Source organism: Arthrobacter sp. efr-133-R2A-120 (genome assembly GCF_030209835.1).
Classification (GTDB): Bacteria; Actinomycetota; Actinomycetes; order Actinomycetales; family Micrococcaceae; genus Arthrobacter.
Genome location: NZ_JARVRF010000002.1, coordinates 1 through 17,280, shown reverse-complemented (window position 1 = coordinate 17,280; position 17,280 = coordinate 1). Strand labels below are relative to the sequence as shown.

Sequence of the window (17,280 nt, the reverse complement as noted above, 5' to 3'; positions counted from 1 at the left end):
GGCTATCAGTAAACCTCGAGGATCAATTGCAGTAAGCGTGCTGCGGCCGGTCTGGCAGCGTGCTCCTCTACCCATTGGGCGCGGGCCAGTGCCTTGCTCACGGCTTGGGTGCTGATCCCCAGTTCCTGGGCCACGGCCTTCTGTTGACCACGCACGCCGGGCATCAACAGGTCCAGGACGCGCCACTCAGCAACGCTCCGATGCTGCACAATGTGCCCCAAGAGCCGCAGCACAGCCTCCGATTCGGCAGCAAGCGCAGCAATCGGCCCCTCGACGGCCACGGGGACTCGCTCCTTGCTGTTCCGCAAGCGGTCCACGGCGCGGCGGGCGTAGACCAGGCCGTGTCCGGAGGCGTCTTTGATTTGCTTGGGCAGGGGTTCGTTGACGGGTCCGACGCCGATTCCCACGTACCACTGTCCGCTCCGCAAGGCTATGAGCGCTGAGTCCACGGCCTGTTGCGGGAATTCCACGATGCCTTGGACTTCGTCCTCCACCGAGCGGTCAAAGTCCAAGCGCGCAGGGATGTGGCGCAAGTCTTTGAGCAGCTGCGGTACGAGGTCTCCGTTGCCGCGGCTGTCGCGTTGGTTGATGGTCAGCGTGAACATGGTGGATCAAACATTACCGGCAGGTAGCTGACTTTCAAGGGGTTAATCGAGAGTCAACTGGTCGTTACGGCCGCGCGTGCCCAGCGATTGTGAGCCGATCCGTTCCGCGTCCGGGACCCACCCGTTAACGACGGCGGCGGGTGCGGTTCGCCTGGAACCGCACCCGCCGCCGTCGGGCACCATCGCAGGGCCCACGCCGCCAGGGTTCCCTGGCCGAGCGGAGCGAGGTTAGGGTGGCGGTGGGGATCAGTGCGCGACCGGAACGTAACGCTTGATGGAAGCTTCCAGCTCGGCTTCGGCTGCTGCGCGGTCGGCCCAGCCTTCAGCCTTGACCCACTTACCCGGCTCAAGGTCCTTGTAGCGGGTGAAGAAGTGCTCGATTTCCTTGATCAGGAATTCGCTGACATCGGAGATTTCCTGGATGTGGTCGAAGCGCGGGTCGGCCGGAACGCACAGGACCTTCGCGTCTCCGCCGCCGTCGTCGGTCATGTTGAAAACGCCGATCGGGCGGGACTCAACGATGACTCCGGGGTACAGGTCGAAGTCCTGCAGGAGCACCAGTGCATCCAGTGGGTCGCCGTCCTCGCCCAGGGTGTTCTCGAAGAACCCGTAATGCGTGGGGTACTGCATGGAGGTGAACAGGACGCGGTCCAGGCGGACGCGACCGGTCTCGTGGTCAACTTCGTACTTGACGCGCGACCCCTTGGGGATCTCGATCGTGACGTCGTGCTTCATGGAATGCTCCTTGACGGTATTGGCATGGGCGCGGCAACAGAGCAGCCGACGCCGCCGACTACTATTGAGGATATAGCGAGAGGCCCAAGTTTCTTGAAACGGTGGGGACATTCAAGACTTTGAGGACTAAAGCTGCATGAAGGGCGTTAACGAGGCGGAGGCTGAAAAGCAGGCTCCGGAACAGCAGGACACTCCCGTTCTCAGGCCCAGGAAGACCCGGCCCCCGAACCCTGCTTCGAAGGCCATTTTCCGCTTCCTGCCGCAGGTCTTGCTGACCTTGGTCATCGCGGCCTTGGCCGTCCCGATGGGCCTCGGGGTCGCGGCCGGCCTCTTCGGGGCAGCCGTTACGCCCACACCCAAGATGCCCGCCTGGCAACAAGTCCCCAAGCAGCTGAGCCGTACCCACATCGTTGCGCCCTTGGACGCTTCCGCCCCGGTCCCGCTGCCGGCCGATGTCACGAACCAGCTCAACGCCCTCCTGACCCCCGACGGCGGGGGAGACTTCACCGGCGTCGTTGAGGATGCGCTGACCGGGCTTCCGCTTTACGATCGGGACGGCGCCAAGAACCGGGTGCCGGCGTCCAACATGAAGCTGCTCACCGCAGTCGCGGCGCTGCGGGCGATCGGCCCGGAGACCCGCTTCAGCACGCGGGTCCTGGCAGGACCTTCCGCGTCGACCATCATCCTGAGCGCCGGAGGCGACGTCCTGCTCGGCGACGGCCCGTCCCAGCCAGGCGAGGTGCTTGGCCATGCCGGCCTGGAGACCCTCGCGGCGGATGCCGCAAAAGCGCTGCAGGACCGGGGCGTGAAGGGGCCGGTCACGGTGCAATTGGACGATGGCCTATTCACCGGGCCCGCTTTGAATCCGGCGTGGAGCCTCGACGACGTCGCCGCCGGCGAAACCGCGCCAATCTTTCCGCTCGCCCTGAACTCGGCCAGGACAAGCCCGGGCGCAACCACAGGTCCGCGCCCGCAAGACGCCGCGCTCACCGCTGCCGAGGCTTTCGCGGGAAAGCTCCAAGCCGCGGGCGCCGCGGCCGGATTCACGGTGGTCCCGGGTGTGGAACGCGCCGCCGCTCCGTCCGGAAAGCAGGACGTTCTCGCCAGCGTGGTGTCTGCCACCGTCCGCGAGCAAGTGGACTTGATGCTCGAAACCTCGGACAACTACCTGGCCGAGGTGTTCGGCCGGATGTCCGCTTTGTCCGAGGGAAAGCCGGGATCCAACGACGGCGCGACGGCGGCCGTGAGCTCCCAGTTGGCGGAAGTGGGGATCGCCACGGACTCCATGCACTTGGCGGACGTGTCCGGCCTTGCCTTGGGCAACCAGGTGTCGGCTCGGCAGTTCGCGGACGTTGTGCGGGCCATTACCTCGGGACCGGACACTCGTCTCCGCGCCGCCCTCGCCGGGTTCCCGGTTGCTGGACTGACCGGGACGCTCGGTGACCGCTACGCAGACCCCACCACCTCCCAAGGGGCGGGGCTGGTGCGGGCCAAGACCGGTACCTTGAATTCGGTGATCGCTTTGAGCGGCTACGTAGTGGACGCGAACGGCCGCCTTCTGGTCTTTTCCTTTATCGGCAACGGGCTGACGCCGGGCGCAGCGGGGAACAAGGTGGCGCTGGACAGGGCCGCCACTGCACTCGCGTCATGTGGTTGCACTGGTGGTTGACGTTCGCCGCTGCCTGATGTTCGCCGCTGAGCGAACTTAAGGGCGCAGATTCAGCCTGTTGTGTTCTGATGGTTCGTATGGAGTCTCAGCAGCAAGCCCAGTCCCTCATCAACTGGGAGCTGGCCGCCTCCACGGCTGCCCGGCTCGCTCCCCCCGGTCCACTACTGAGTCCGGCGCAGATCGGCAAAGCCGTGGACAGCCTGCGGTTCAGCGCGGACATCTCGGTACCGCATGTGCATGACATCACCGGTCTGGAAGCCGCACGCGATCTCCGCGATTCCCATGTCCTGGTAGTTGACCGGGCGTCATGGGCGAAGGCCAATACCCAAAGTTTTGCCGTGATGCTCCAGCCGGCCCTTCAGCAAATGCTGGATTCCCGGCGCGGCCCGGCGATGACGCCGGCTGCCGCTGCCGCGAGCGGCGCCATCACGGGTACCCAGCTCGGGGCCGTGCTTGCCTTCTTGTCGAGCAAGGTCCTGGGTCAATACGATCCTTTCGCGGCGCTCGCCCCGGACTCGAAAGCGCCGCCTGCTGGCAGGCTTTTGCTGGTGGCTCCGAACATCATCTCCGTGGAGCGCGAGCTCAATGTTGATCCGGACGATTTCCGGCTCTGGGTTTGCCTTCACGAGCAGACCCACCGGGTGCAGTTCGCTGCGGCGCCCTGGCTCCGGACCCACATGCTTGAGGAAATCGAGCGCCTCAGCGCCAACCTGATCGGCAATGTGGACTCCATCATGGATCGCGCCACGGCCGCCGCGCGTTCCCTGCGCGACCGCTCCACCGGTGCCACACCCGGCCGCGGGGCCATTCTGGACCTCCTGCAGAACCCCGAGGAAAAAGCCTCGCTCTCGCATCTCACAGCCGTCATGAGCTTGCTGGAAGGCCACGCCAACGTGGTGATGGATGCCGTCGATTCCACCCTTGTCCCTTCAGTGAAGACCATCAGGCAGCGCTTCAACGCACGGGGCAAAGACCGCGGGGTGATCGAGAAATTCATCCGCAACATCCTCGGCCTGGATGCCAAGATGCGCCAGTACAGCGACGGAGCCAAGTTTGTCCGCGAAGTGGTTGCGGTGGCCGGCATGGAAGGCCTGAACCGGGTGTGGGAATCGGCCGAAGAACTGCCCACGGAAGCCGAAATCCACGACTCCAAGCTGTGGCTTGAGCGGATGGGGCTGTGACCGCGGGTACCACATCGGGTCCGGGCGCAAGCAGTATAAACCCACCAAGCAGGAGTATCGCAGCAAGCAGCGGACGACGGCGCCCCGGGCGTTTGGCGCCAGTCGTCGGCAAGGCACGGAACATGTTGCAGGACGCGCTGGCCTCCGCAGGCTATCCCGAGCGAATCCTCGTCGCTTGCAGCGGTGGGCCGGACTCCCTGGCCCTTGCTTCAGTGGCAGCCTATTTTGCCCGTCGAGGCCATGTGCACGGCCGCCCCGTGAGCGTTGCCGCCGTCGTGGTTGACCATCAGCTGCAGGAAGGCTCGGGTGAGGTCGCGGCACGAACCGTGGCGATCCTGGAGGTGCTGGGCCTCTCGCCTGTCCAGCTGAGGACCGTGGACGTGGCGGCTACCGGCTTTGGACCCGAGGCGGCAGCCCGGGACGCCCGGCATGCGGCCCTCGAAGCAGCCGCCACCGAACTCGGTTGTGGAGCAATCCTGCTCGGGCACACGCTGGACGACCAGGCCGAACAGGTACTGCTCGGCCTGGCGCGGGGTTCGGGAACCCGCTCCCTCGCTGGAATGCGCCCCGCACGCGGCAAGCTCCTCCGTCCCTTCCTGGGGCTTCGCCGGGCGGAAACGCTTGAAATCTGCGACGTCGAGGAGCTCGAAACCTGGCACGATCCCAGTAACGCGGACCCTGCCTTCGCCCGCTCCCGGACCCGGGTTGAGGTGATGCCCTTGCTTGAGGACAAGCTGGGGCCCGGGGTTGCCGAATCACTCGCCCGCACCGCCGCGATCCTCCAACAGGACGCTGACTTCCTGGAGCAGCTTGCCGCAGAGCGCTATGCGGGCCTCGTGAACCGGAGCGACGATGGAGTCTGGCTTCCCGAAGACGCCTTGAGGGAATTGTCCCCCGCGCTGAGGTTCCGGGTGATCGCCAAGGCAGCGGCCGACGTCGGGAGCCAACAGCCCGGTTACGGGCGGCTTCAAGCGGCCGAAGCGTTACTGCGCCGGCAGGGATCGGCGGGTCCGGTGCAGCTTCCCGGAAGCGTCAGCGTCTACCGCGTATCCCTGAGCGAATTGGAGAGGGAGGCCTCAGCACGGGGAACTGCCGTTCCCCGCGAAGGCGGCGGCTGTGGGAAGCTAGTATTCCGGCATCAAAGATCGCCCCAACAGTAGCCGCACCCACGCATCAACACAGGAGCCATTGGTGGATTCAAACGACGTCCAGGCAGACCTCAAACACGTTCTCTACACCAAGGAGCAGATCCAGCAACGGATCGCCGAACTTGCTGCACAGATTGACAAGGACTACGAGGGCCGTGAGCTGCTGATCGTCGGCGTGCTCAAGGGTGCCGTCATGGTCATGGCAGACCTCGCCCGTGCGCTGCACAGCCACGTCAGCATGGACTGGATGGCGGTGTCTTCGTACGGCTCCGGTACCCAGTCTTCCGGCGTCGTGCGCATCCTCAAGGACCTTGATACCGACCTCATGGGCAAGGATGTCCTGATTGTCGAAGACATTATCGATTCCGGCCTGACCCTCTCCTGGCTCAAGACGAACCTCGAATCGCGGGGCACGGCTTCCGTGGAAATCTGTACGGCTTTCCGCAAGCCTACGGCCGCCAAGGTCGAGATCGACGTCAAGTACGTCGGCTACGACATTCCCAACGAATTCGTCGTCGGTTACGGGCTGGATTACGCCGAAAAGTACCGCAACTTGGACTTCGTGGGAACCCTCGCTCCGCACGTTTACGAGTAACTCTTTTCGCAGCGAACCACCGCGGCAGGTTCGCGGAGTGAAAGCGGCCTCCTGTTCGGGAGGCCGCTTCTCGTTGTGCGGTTACGCAGCGATCCTGAAAGAACCTTGGATTTCTCCCGCGAGCTTCCGGAATTCCCTGTTCATGTACGCCTAGAGGGAACTTTTGCCCCTTACTGTGCGTGAATCACTCCGAACGGTGTAAAGCTAGAAACTGACGCAGCACCACACGCGCGCAGAAGCTGCGCCGTGCAGCACTACCAGGAGGGACGGGGCGGAGCCCCCGAACAGATGAAAGCTAAGAGTTTCTTCAAGGGCCCGGGCATCTGGATTGTTGTCGTAGTCGGCTTGCTCCTGGTGGCATTTGCAACCCTTGCCCCCGGCGGATCCACCCGTATCGACACCGATAAGGGCCTCGCGATCCTCGCCCAGAGCGGCAAGGTGGACCAGGCCAAAATCTACGACGCCGAGAACCGCGTTGACCTGACGCTGAAAGACAACCTCGTCATCGACGGCCAGGACAAGGGCAAGAACGTCCAGTTCTTCTACGTCACGGCGCGGGCCGGGGACGTCGTCAAGGCCGTCACCAATGCCCAACCGTCCGGCGGCTTCACGGACCAGCCCGTCGAGAACAATTGGTTCTCCGGACTTTTCTCGCTCCTCGTCCCCGTGCTCCTGCTGGGCGTGCTTTTCTGGTTCTTGCTCTCGCGCATGCAAGGCGGCGGTTCCAAGGTGATGCAGTTCGGCAAGTCGAAGGCCAAGTTGGTCAATAAGGACATGCCGCAGGTCACCTTCGATGACGTTGCCGGCGCGGACGAAGCCGTCGAAGAGCTCCAGGAAATCAAGGAATTCCTCGCGGAACCGGCAAAGTTCCAGGCCGTTGGCGCTAAGATCCCGAAGGGCGTGCTGCTGTACGGCCCTCCGGGCACCGGCAAGACCCTCCTGGCCCGCGCTGTCGCAGGCGAGGCAGGCGTCCCGTTCTTCTCGATCTCGGGCTCGGACTTCGTCGAAATGTTCGTAGGCGTCGGTGCTTCCCGCGTCCGCGACCTCTTCGAGCAAGCGAAGGCCAATGCGCCCGCCATCATTTTCGTTGACGAGATCGACGCCGTCGGCCGTCACCGTGGCGCCGGTATCGGCGGCGGCAACGACGAGCGCGAGCAGACACTCAACCAGCTCCTGGTCGAAATGGACGGCTTCGACGTCAAGACCAACGTCATCCTGATCGCGGCGACCAACCGCCCGGACGTCCTCGACCCTGCCCTGCTCCGTCCCGGCCGCTTCGACCGCCAGATCACCGTTGAAGCACCGGACCTGATTGGTCGCGAACAGATCCTGAGCGTCCACGCCAAGGGCAAACCGATGGCCCACGGCGTCGACCTCAAAGGCGTCGCGAAGAAGACCCCGGGCTACACGGGTGCGGACCTTGCCAACGTGCTCAACGAGGCTGCCCTCCTGACGGCAAGGTCCAATGCCAACCTGATTGACGACCGCGCCCTGGACGAGGCAATCGACCGCGTCATGGCGGGCCCGCAGAAGCGCAGCCGCGTCATGAAGGAAATGGAGCGGAAGATCACCGCCTACCACGAGGGCGGCCACGCCCTGGTGGCGGCAGCACTTCGCAATTCCGCCCCTGTCACGAAGATCACCATCCTGCCCCGAGGCCGCGCCCTCGGCTACACCATGGTGGTCCCCGAGGACGACAAGTACTCGATCACCCGCAACGAACTCCTGGACCAGATGGCGTACGCCATGGGTGGCCGCGTTGCAGAGGAAATCGTCTTCCACGACCCCTCGACGGGCGCCTCGAACGATATCGAAAAGGCCACCGGAACGGCCCGCAAGATGGTCACCCAGTTCGGCATGAGCGAGCGCATCGGCGCCGTGAAGCTCGGCGCTGGCGGAGGCGAGCCGTTCCTGGGCCGGGATATGGCACAGGAACGCAACTACTCGGACTCGGTGGCTTACATCGTTGACGAGGAAGTGCGCCGCCTGATCGATCAGGCCCACGATGAGGCCTATGCGATCCTGACCGAGAACCGCGACGTACTGGACCAGTTGGCCCTCGAACTGCTTGAGCGCGAAACGCTGAACCAAGCCGAGATCGCCCACATCTTCCGCGACATCCGCAAGCGTGATTTCCGCGAAGTCTGGCTCTCCAAAGAGTCCCGTCCGGTACAGACCATCCCGCCGGTGGAATCCCGCGCAGAAAAGGCTGAACGCGAAGCACAGGAACAAGCCAAGGCCGCGCGTCTCGAAGAGCCCTTGGACGCCCAGTCCCCGCACCCGCAGGGAGTCAGCAGCCAGGAGTCGTTCACCGGTCAAGGACCTGACGCGGGCACCGACGTTTCGCATCAAGGCTAAGCTTTCTGCTGTGACTCATATCGACGACGACGACTTCAGCGGTGCCGCCAGTGATGACTTCGGCGGCACCTCCGGGGGGAAATCAGGCGGCCACGGCCACGGCCACGGACACCACTCATACAAGGTAGACCGGCCACGCATCGAGGCCGCCGTTCGCGAGATCCTCATTGCCGTGGGCGAGGACCCGGACCGTGGCGGACTGGTGGATACGCCAAAGCGCGTTGCCAAGGCTTACGCCGAGGTCTTCGCGGGCCTGCACCAGGATCCCGAGGATGTCCTGTCCACCACGTTCGACCTCGACCATGAGGAACTCGTGCTGGTCAAGGACATCCCGTTCTATTCCACGTGCGAGCACCATCTGGTGCCGTTCCACGGCGTCGCGCATGTTGGATACATCCCTTCCCACGACGGCAAAGTGACGGGGCTCAGCAAGCTTGCCCGTCTCGTGGACATTTATGCCCGCCGTCCCCAAGTGCAGGAACGCCTGACCACCCAGATCGTCGAAGCGCTCGTGACCCACCTCAAGCCCCGGGGCGCGATCGTCGTCGTCGAATGCGAACACATGTGCATGTCCATGCGTGGCATCCGCAAGCCCGGCGCCAAGACCGTCACCAGTGCGGTACGCGGGCAACTTCATGACCCGGCCACCCGCGCCGAAGCCATGAGCCTCATACTCGGAAGGTAACAAAGACCATGGATTCCCTCGCAGCAGCACCAGGAACGGGCCCGGCTACCAGCCCCCTGCCTATTCTCCGCAAACCCCGTCCGGCCGCCCGCTTCGCGGACCTGCCGGCCGACCGCACGCTTGTCATGGGAATTCTGAACGTCACGCCGGATTCATTCAGCGACGGCGGCAAGCACCCCACGGCGGACACCGCCATCGCCCATGCATTGCGCATGTTGTATGCCGGAGCGGACATCATCGACGTCGGCGGCGAATCGACCCGCCCGGGCGCCGAGCCCGTCTCCCCGGAAGAAGAGCAGCGCCGGGTCTTGCCGGTGGTTCAGGCACTCGTGAAGGCCGGGGCGCTTGTCAGCATCGACACGACGCACGCATCGACGGCAGCTGCGGCCGTGGAGGCCGGCGCCGCGATCATCAACGACGTCTCCGGGTTGAGCATCGAACCCGAGATGGCCGAACTCGTCGCACGTACCAAGGTGCCCTATGTCCTGACGCATCGCCGGGGCGACGCCGAGACCATGAACAGCCTTGCCGACTACGGCGACGTCGTGGAGGAAGTCATCGAGGAGCTCAAGGGCGTCCGCGACAAGCTCTACGCGGCAGGCGTCACCCCGGAACAAATCATTGTGGATCCGGGCCTGGGCTTCTCCAAGGACGAGGACCAGAACTGGCAACTTCTCAAGTACATCGGCAAGCTGGATGAACTTGGCCACAAGGTCCTGATCGGAGCTTCCCGCAAGCGGTTCCTCGGAACGCTCCTGACCGTGGCCGGCAAGGCGGCGGCACCGGAGGAACGCGACCATGCCACCGCTGCAATCACGGCAATCAGTGCCGCGAACGGCGCCTGGGCCGTGCGCGTCCACGACGTCGGCCCCAGCCTTGACGCCGTCAAGGTTGCCGCACGCATCAGACACTAAGCTTCGTGAACAAAGGGGGAGGAACCGGTTTGGACAAGATCACACTAACCGGCGTTACCGCCGTCGGGCATCACGGCGTCTTCGACTTCGAGCGCCGTGACGGACAGCCGTTCGTCGTCGACGCGGTGCTGTACACCGATTTCAGCAAGGCCGCGGAAACCGATGACCTGCAGTTCACGGCGCACTACGGTGAAGTGGCCGAGTACATTACGTCCCTCATTGCGGGCGAGCCGCTCAACCTGATCGAGGCCCTCGCGGTGCGGATCGCCGAGGGGATCCTGGCTGGCTTCAACGTCGCCGCCGTCGATGTCACGGTCCACAAACCCAAAGCTCCCATCGAAGTGCCCTTCGGTGACGTCACTGTCAGTGTCCACAGGGAGCGTGCATGACCTCCCCATTCACGAAGGCCATCCTGGCCCTCGGCAGCAACCTGGGCGAGCGAAATGACACCTTGTCCACCGCCGTTGCCGACCTTGTTGACCGCCCGGAAATCCGCCTGCTCGGTGTTTCTCCCGTGGTGCAGACCAAAGCCGTGGGCGGGCCCGTGGGGCAATCGGATTTCCTCAACATGGTGATCGCCGTTGAGACCACCCTTGCGCCGCTGGACCTCTTGCAGCACTGCCACGACGTCGAACAAAAGCACCACCGGGTCCGCGAGGTCCGTTGGGGCCCCCGCACCTTGGACGTGGACATCATTGTCTACGGCGAACTCACAAGCGACGACGAAACCCTGACCCTGCCGCATCCGCGGGCTGCGGAGCGGGCCTTCGTGCTCTATCCGTGGGCCCTCCTGGACCCTGCGGCGCGGCTCAACGGCGAGAGCGTCGCCGAACTGGCCACCAAGGCCGAGGACTTTCCGGGGCTTCGGCCTTTCGACGGTTTCGACGGATCCGGCAGCGTCGCTGCCGCGGGAGCGGTGGAATAGTCCATGAAGGCCATGCGTCCGCTCTTGTTGGCGATCATCGCGGTCGTTCTTGCCGCGGTTGGCTGGCTTACCACTGTGCTCACCACCCGCTACAGCATGGCGACGCCGGTGCTTCCTCCTTCCGCTTTGGTGACCATGGGCGTCATCGCCGTGCTGACCTTGATCATGGGCATCCGCGTCCTGCGCTGGCGCAACGGCAAGAAGAAGACCATGCTCAACCCCATCCTCGCCGCGCGAACCCTGATCCTGGCCCAGGCCTGCGCCTATGCGGGCACGGTGCTGCTGGGCTGGCATGTGGGGATCGTGATTGAGCAACTCCGGCTCTGGAGCCTCCGCAGTGACCAAGGCATCCTTTGGCTCGCGCTCATCATGGGCGGCGGCGGGCTCATCATGACCGTCGTCGGGCTCGTGGTGGAGCGGTTCTGCCGCATCCCACCGGAAGACCTGGAAGGCGGCCCCGGCGTCCGGGATTCACGCCGTGGCGAAACCAAGGGCGAAGGCGAATATGCATACCGCGGCGATTGATCCTCCTGGCATCCAGTGGCTGCGCGTTTCGCCGAAATACGTGACGGTGCGGCTCGTCGAGTGGGCCATCGGCAACGTGATCATGGTCGGCCTGTTCAGCCTGCCCTTGCTCTTCGTGGAACTGGGGTGGTGGAAATGGCCGCCGCTGTGGCTCGCCGTCGCCGTTCCCGCGGCCCTTCTGCTGATTGCACTGTGGCGCCTTGTGTTGATCCCGAGGCAAGTGAGGGCCATCGGTTATGCGGAGCGCGACGACGACCTGCTGATCCGCCGCGGTATCTTCTTCCAGCGGACCATGGTGGTTCCCTACGGCCGGATGCAGTACGTCGACGTGGCGGTTGGGCCCGTCGAGCGGGTCCTGGGGCTGTGCACCCTCAAGCTCCACACCGCTTCCGCCGGAACCAACGCCCACCTTCCGGGACTTCCCGCCGCTGAAGGAGCACGGTTGCGCGAGCAGCTTTCGGCCCGCGGCGAAGCGAGGCTGGCCGGGCTGTGACCCAGGAACAGACGGTCGTCGACGGCGACTGGCACCGCGTGCACCCGGCGTCGCCATTCGTGCGGGGATGGGTGGCGCTTGCGGCGATCATCTATTTCTTCGGCCGCGATACCTTTGAACGAACGCTGCAAGGCCGGGGGACCATTGGCGACAACTTCAACGAACGCACGCTCTGGCTCCTGGCCGGGGGCGGCGTCGTGCTGTTGCTGGCTTTGGGGTCCTTCGTCCTCAGCTGGTACTTCACCCGGTATCAGCTTGCCGAAGGCTACGTTCGCGTCAACACCGGCTTCCTGTTCAAACAGCAGCGCCAGGCGCGGCTTGACCGGGTCCAGGCCATCGACATCGTGCAGCCCCTGCTTGCCCGCATTTTCGGGCTCGCGGAGCTGAAGTTCGAGGTGGCCGACGCCGGCCATTCGGCCGTGCGGCTCTCCTACCTCAGGCTCGCGCAGGCCAAACAGCTCCGTGCCACCATCCTGGGCCGGGCTGCAGGTATTGCTGACGGGAGCGAAACGGTCGAGGTGCCCGAGGCCCCCGAACAGGTGGTGCTCTACGTGCCGCCTGGGAGGCTTGTCGGTTCGCTGATCTTGAGCGAGCAGAGCCTCTTCATTGTGCTCAGCGCCATCGCGTCGGTCCTGATGTCAGTGCTGACCGAGTCCCGGGCATTCATCCTCTACTTGATTCCGGCAATCCTCGGCTTGGGTACCGCCTACTGGCGCTCATTCAACACGGGCTACAACTTTACGGCGGCGATTTCCCCGGACGGCATCCGCCTGCGCTACGGACTCCTGGATACCCGGGCACAGACCGTGCCTCCCGGCCGCATCCAGGCCCTCAAGGTCACCCAGCCGCCGTTGTGGCGCATTCTCGGCTGGTACAGGATCCACGTGAACGTTGCCGGCTACGGTGAACACCACCGCAGCGAAGGCGAGCACCGGACCATGCTGCTCCCGGTCGGCCGGAAGCCCGAGGTGATGATGATGCTCTCACTCGTCTTGCCCGACCCCGGTACCGCCGATCCCGAGCGCGTGTTCACAGCCGGGCTGACCGGCCTGGATTCCGGCGCCGGCTTCGTCACCACCCCCAAGCGTGCCTGGATACTTTCCCCGTTGGGCTGGCGACGCAACGGCTTCCTTTCAACGGATACGGCCCTGCTGCTGCGTTCCGGCCGATTGTGGCGGAAGTTGGTGATGGTCCCGCATCAGCGAACCCAGTCCATCGCCCTCCACCAGGGTCCGTTGGCCCGGCTCTTCGGCGTGGCCGACCTCGTGTTGCATACGACTCCAGGGCCCGTGGCTCCCCGGCTCATCCAGGCGGCCACAGAGGAAGCAGTAAGTTTGTTCGACCAGCAGGGGGCCCGGGCGCGGAAAGCCCGCAAACTGCAAAGTAGCGAGCAATGGCTGGCGCAACTTCCGCCCGCGGCGATGCCGGTGCCAGCCCCGCCCGCCATGCATGCCATCCGGCGTGCATCAACCCAGGAGGAACCCGACCATGGCTAGGCCAGGACGACTCGGCGTAGGAATCATCGGCGCTGGAAAGGTGGGTGCCGTACTAGGTGCGGCGCTGCGCGGGGCCGAGCACGCCGTCGTCGGGGTTTCCGCAGTGTCGGAGGCGAGCCGGGAGCGGGCGGAGACGCTGTTGCCGGGGGTTCCGATCCTCGAAATCCAGGAAATCGTGGAGCGGTCAGAGTTGGTGCTCCTCGCCGTTCCGGACGACGCCCTCGGTGAGCTCGTAGCCGGACTGGCCAAGCTCGGGGCTTGGCAACCCGGACAGCTCGTGGCGCACACTTCCGGCCGGTTCGGCGTCGGGATACTGAAGCCGGTCCGCGCGGCAGGTGCCATTCCGCTCGCGCTCCACCCGGCCATGACGTTCACGGGCATGAGCCTGGACCTCACCCGGCTCATGGACTGCACGTTCGGGGTCACCGCGGACGCCGCGATGCTGCCCATCGCCCAAGCCCTCGTGGTGGAGATGGGCGCTGAACCGGTGGCCATTGCCGAGGCCGATCGCACGCTCTACCACGCAGCCCTCGCGCACAGCTCGAACCACATGGTCACCCTCGTGGCCCAGTCCTCCCAACTGCTCCGGGACATCGGCGTCGACACCCCGGAACGCATGCTCGGCCCCTTGCTCCGCGCCACCTTGGAGAATGCGCTGGCCTCGGGCGAATCGGCTCTGACCGGGCCTGTGGCCCGAGGGGATTCGGGAACCGTGGCCGCCCATGCGGAGGCGCTCAAGGAGTACGACGGCGGTGCGGGCGGCGATGTCCTTGCCGCGTACCGGGCGATGGCCCTCGCCACGGCCCGGCGGGCGGTCAATCGCGGACTGCTCAAGGAGGGCCAGCTTGGCGACATCAACAACGCCTTGGATAGCTCGAGTACGCCGGACAATGGCGAAGACCGTCCAGGCAACGATGCTGCCGGGACGCAGGAAGGAAACTGACCATGGCCATCAAACTTGTGACCACCGCGGCGGAACTGCGGGCCGAGAGTGCGCGGTTGCTCGCGGAAAAGCGTGGCAGCTCTCAAGGCCTCGTCCCCACGATGGGAGCGCTGCACACCGGTCACGCAGCGCTGGCCCGCACCGCCGTCCAGCAGAACGACGTGGTCGTGGCCTCCATCTTCGTGAACCCCCTGCAGTTCGGCGAGGCCGCGGACCTCGAACGCTACCCGCGCACGCTTGATGCCGATATGGCCCTCCTTGACGCCGAGGGAGTGGATCTCGTCTTCGCCCCTTCCGTTGACGAGGTTTACCCCGGTGGGGAGCCTCTGGTCCGCGTGACATCGGGACCGCTGGGTGAGAAATGGGAGGGCGCCTCGCGTCCCGGCCACTTCGACGGCGCCCTCACAGTGGTCGCCAAACTTCTGCACTACGGACTGCCTGGCGGTCCAGCCGCCGACGGAGGTGCTGCCGCGTACCGCGCGTACTTCGGCCAGAAGGATGCCCAGCAGTTGGCCCTCGTGAAGCGGATGGTGGCCGATCTCAGCTTTCCGGTGGACATCGTGGCGGTGCCTACTGTGCGTAACGCGGAAGGGCTGGCGCTTTCCAGCCGGAACCGTTTCCTCTCCGAAGAAGAGCGGGAAGCGGCGCTGGTTCTATCCCGGGCCCTCCGCCTCCTCGAGTCCCGCGCCCTGGCGAACGAACCGCTCGAGCTGGACTCCGCCGTCGCGCTCGTTGAATCGCAGCCTCTCGTGACGCTGGACTATTTCGATGTTGTCGACCCCCGCACGCTGGAACCGCTCGCCGAAAACTGCAAGGAAACTCCTTTCCGGGGTGAAGGGCTCGCGATCATTGCGGCGACGGTCGGACCGGTGCGGTTGATCGACAACGTGCCGCTGAGTTCCTGAGCACTCTTAACTTTCGGATGCGAGTACGCAAACGTTTGGATTAAGTTGCTGACGGGAATGCGCTTGAGGCTTAGACTGTTGCAATCTCCACCGGTGCGGAGCACCGGAAACCATCGCACCCAAAGCTGAGGGATCCTCATGTCTACCGACGTCACATCAGACGCGCACGGCAACCCCGTGCCGGAAACGGGGACACAGCAAGCCAGCGACAGGATGTCGCGCGAGTCTGTCACCGTCATCGTCACGCTCCTTGTGGCCACTTTCGTGGTGATCCTCAACGAGACCATCATGAACGTCGCCTTGCAGCGGCTCATGACGGACCTCAATGTCGACGCACCCACAGTCCAGTGGCTCTCCACTGGATTCATGCTGACCATGGCCGTGGTCATCCCCACCACCGGCTTCATCCTCCAGAGGCTCACCACTCGAGCCGCGTTCCTCCTGGCAATCGGACTGTTCAGCAGCGGCACCTTGCTCGCGGCACTAGCCCCGGGTTTTGGAGTGCTCTTGTTGGCGCGCATCGTCCAAGCGGGAGGCACGGCAATCATGCTCCCGCTGCTGATGACAACCATCTTGACCTTGGTACCCCTGTCCCGCCGCGGTGCCGTGATGGGCAACGTGACCATTGCGATCTCGGTTGCGCCGGCCTTGGGCCCCACGGTTTCCGGGATCATCCTGGACCACTTCTCGTGGCGATTCATGTTCGTCTTCGTGCTGCCGGTGGCCTTGTTGGCTATGGGCATCGGCGCCAAGTTCCTGACCAACGTCGGTGAACGCGGCAACGTCAAGTTGGACTTCGTCTCCGTGGTCTTGACTGTTCCTGCCTTCGGCGGGCTGGTCTACGGACTGAGCCAGATCGGCGGCCACGCCGGAGCAACCGCCGTTCCGATCGCTGCGCTGGTGATCGGTGTCCTGTGCATGGTGGCGTTCGTTTTCCGCCAGCTCAAATTGCAGAAGTCCGACGCGCCGTTGCTGGACCTCAGGGCATTCAACTTCCGTATGTTCACGGTGTCGGTCCTGCTCATGGTGGTTGCCATGATGGCCCTGTTCGGCGGAGTCATCCTGCTACCGCTCTACATGCAGAACGTCCTCCACCTGCAGCCGATGGAGACTGGACTTGCACTCCTTCCGGGCGGGTTGGCAATGGGCCTGCTCGGTCCGGTGGTCGGCAGGTTGTTCGACAAGATAGGTCCGCTTCCGCTGACTGTCACGGGTTCCATCCTGCTGGTGCTCACGCTGTGGCAGTTTTCGATGCTCAACGCGAGCAGCCCCCTGTGGTGGGTCGTGGTTCTTTACGCAGTGCTTAGCCTGGGGTTGGCATTGCTGTTCACGCCGGCGTTCACCACTGGCCTCAACCCGCTTCCGCCCCACCTCTATTCGCACGGCTCGGCCATCATGAGCACACTCCAGCAGGTGGCGGGAGCCGCAGGGACTGCGCTCCTGGTTTCGATCTTCGCCGTGGTCTCGGCTGCCTCCGGCTTTGTTGCCGGGATGCAGGCCGCATTCCTGACAGCCACTTTGATTGCGGTGGTTGCCGTAGTGCTGTCCACCATGATGCGCAAGACCGAGGGAGCAGCCGGGCACTAGACGCGCGCGGGGCGGCGCCGCTGGGTGGCGGCGCGGCTGGTGGCGGGTCGGCTTGGTGGCGGCGCCGCGCCGCTTGTTTTGTGACGCACGGCATGTTTGCGCATTGCGGCCCGAATGGCCTTTATTCCGCTGGAGTTGGACCCGAAATCGCCGTGTTGTAGAGGGTCTTGGGGTCCAGGATGGTGGTGCAGGCGTGATTTGCCTCGGGTCTTGGGGGTGTGTAAAGTAGATCGAGTCGCCGCCGCTGATGCGGAAAAATTGCGACGGACTCCCTTTCAAATGGAAACCAAATTCCTGGTTCGCTTTTTTGCGTTCCGGTGCGGTTTCCGGGGGTCGCGGATGGTGTTTTGTCCGGCGTGGTTCCCGGTTTCGGGAGTTGTGCGGGGAGAGCGTGTCTGGTAAGTTTGGAAAGTTGCTCCGGAGCGATCCTGGACCCTTTGGTGGGTGTGGGTGGTGCCGGGTGTGTCTGTTGTTTGAGAACTCAATAGTGTGCCAAGTTTGTTGATACCGATTTAT

The 17,280-nt window shown here is 64.5% G+C and carries 17 protein-coding genes; 15 read left to right on the top strand and 2 right to left on the bottom strand.

Features of this window, described 5'->3' with window-relative positions; translation table 11 throughout:
• Window positions 1-5 precede the first annotated feature (5 nt).
• Window positions 6-605, bottom strand: a complete 600-nt coding sequence (locus tag QRN52_RS00910; RefSeq protein ID WP_284750934.1) for a hypothetical protein — start codon at window positions 603-605, stop codon at window positions 6-8.
• 246 nt (window positions 606-851) lie between these two features.
• A complete protein-coding gene (locus tag QRN52_RS00905) occupies window positions 852-1,340 on the bottom strand; it encodes an inorganic diphosphatase (protein ID WP_284750933.1) in 489 nt (162 codons plus the stop codon).
• A 136-nt stretch (window positions 1,341-1,476) separates the two neighbouring features.
• Between QRN52_RS00905 and dacB the strand changes: the two genes are divergently transcribed.
• The 15 genes from dacB to QRN52_RS00830 all read left to right on the top strand — a co-directional run bounded on the left by dacB (window position 1,477) and on the right by QRN52_RS00830 (window position 16,764).
• Window positions 1,477-3,009, top strand: coding sequence for a D-alanyl-D-alanine carboxypeptidase/D-alanyl-D-alanine endopeptidase (gene dacB / locus QRN52_RS00900; RefSeq protein WP_502869672.1), 1,533 nt, complete (start codon window positions 1,477-1,479; stop codon window positions 3,007-3,009).
• 77 nt (window positions 3,010-3,086) lie between these two features.
• Window positions 3,087-4,190 carry an Rv3626c family coenzyme F420 biosynthesis-associated protein gene (locus QRN52_RS00895; protein WP_284750932.1) on the top strand — a complete coding sequence of 368 codons (1,104 nt, stop codon included), beginning with the start codon at window positions 3,087-3,089 and terminating at the stop codon, window positions 4,188-4,190.
• Between the two features lie 122 nt (window positions 4,191-4,312).
• Window positions 4,313-5,350, top strand: coding sequence for a tRNA lysidine(34) synthetase TilS (tilS, locus tag QRN52_RS00890; protein ID WP_284750931.1), 1,038 nt, complete (start codon window positions 4,313-4,315; stop codon window positions 5,348-5,350).
• Between the two features lie 31 nt (window positions 5,351-5,381).
• Window positions 5,382-5,933 (top strand): hypoxanthine phosphoribosyltransferase, encoded by a 552-nt coding sequence (gene hpt / locus QRN52_RS00885; RefSeq protein WP_059388924.1) that lies wholly within the window; start codon window positions 5,382-5,384, stop codon window positions 5,931-5,933.
• 288 nt (window positions 5,934-6,221) lie between these two features.
• A complete protein-coding gene (ftsH, locus tag QRN52_RS00880) occupies window positions 6,222-8,291 on the top strand; it encodes an ATP-dependent zinc metalloprotease FtsH (RefSeq protein ID WP_284750930.1) in 2,070 nt (689 codons plus the stop codon).
• A 10-nt stretch (window positions 8,292-8,301) separates the two neighbouring features.
• A complete protein-coding gene (gene folE / locus QRN52_RS00875) occupies window positions 8,302-8,976 on the top strand; it encodes a GTP cyclohydrolase I FolE (protein ID WP_284750929.1) in 675 nt (224 codons plus the stop codon).
• A gap of 8 nt (window positions 8,977-8,984) precedes the next feature.
• Complete coding sequence (gene folP / locus QRN52_RS00870) at window positions 8,985-9,890, top strand: dihydropteroate synthase (protein WP_284750928.1); 906 nt, start codon at window positions 8,985-8,987, stop codon at window positions 9,888-9,890.
• 29 nt (window positions 9,891-9,919) lie between these two features.
• Window positions 9,920-10,279, top strand: coding sequence for a dihydroneopterin aldolase (folB, locus tag QRN52_RS00865; RefSeq protein WP_284750927.1), 360 nt, complete (start codon window positions 9,920-9,922; stop codon window positions 10,277-10,279).
• Entirely contained in the window at window positions 10,276-10,815 is a 540-nt protein-coding gene (folK, locus tag QRN52_RS00860) for a 2-amino-4-hydroxy-6-hydroxymethyldihydropteridine diphosphokinase (protein ID WP_284750926.1), read from the top strand. The genes folB and folK overlap by 4 nt, the downstream gene beginning before the upstream one ends.
• Window positions 10,816-10,818: 3 nt before the next feature.
• Entirely contained in the window at window positions 10,819-11,340 is a 522-nt protein-coding gene (locus QRN52_RS00855; RefSeq protein ID WP_284750925.1) for a DUF3180 domain-containing protein, read from the top strand.
• Window positions 11,321-11,833 (top strand): PH domain-containing protein, encoded by a 513-nt coding sequence (locus QRN52_RS00850; RefSeq protein ID WP_284750924.1) that lies wholly within the window; start codon window positions 11,321-11,323, stop codon window positions 11,831-11,833. The genes QRN52_RS00855 and QRN52_RS00850 overlap by 20 nt, the downstream gene beginning before the upstream one ends.
• Window positions 11,830-13,329: a PH domain-containing protein gene (locus QRN52_RS00845; protein ID WP_284750923.1), complete on the top strand. Its 1,500-nt coding sequence runs from the start codon at window positions 11,830-11,832 to the stop codon at window positions 13,327-13,329. The genes QRN52_RS00850 and QRN52_RS00845 overlap by 4 nt, the downstream gene beginning before the upstream one ends.
• Window positions 13,322-14,272, top strand: coding sequence for a Rossmann-like and DUF2520 domain-containing protein (locus tag QRN52_RS00840; protein WP_284750922.1), 951 nt, complete (start codon window positions 13,322-13,324; stop codon window positions 14,270-14,272). Before QRN52_RS00845 ends, QRN52_RS00840 begins: the two co-directional genes overlap by 8 nt.
• A 2-nt stretch (window positions 14,273-14,274) precedes the next feature.
• A complete protein-coding gene (gene panC, locus QRN52_RS00835) occupies window positions 14,275-15,177 on the top strand; it encodes a pantoate--beta-alanine ligase (RefSeq protein WP_284750921.1) in 903 nt (300 codons plus the stop codon).
• A gap of 138 nt (window positions 15,178-15,315) precedes the next feature.
• Window positions 15,316-16,764 (top strand): DHA2 family efflux MFS transporter permease subunit, encoded by a 1,449-nt coding sequence (locus QRN52_RS00830; protein ID WP_284750920.1) that lies wholly within the window; start codon window positions 15,316-15,318, stop codon window positions 16,762-16,764.
• Window positions 16,765-17,280 lie beyond the last annotated feature (516 nt).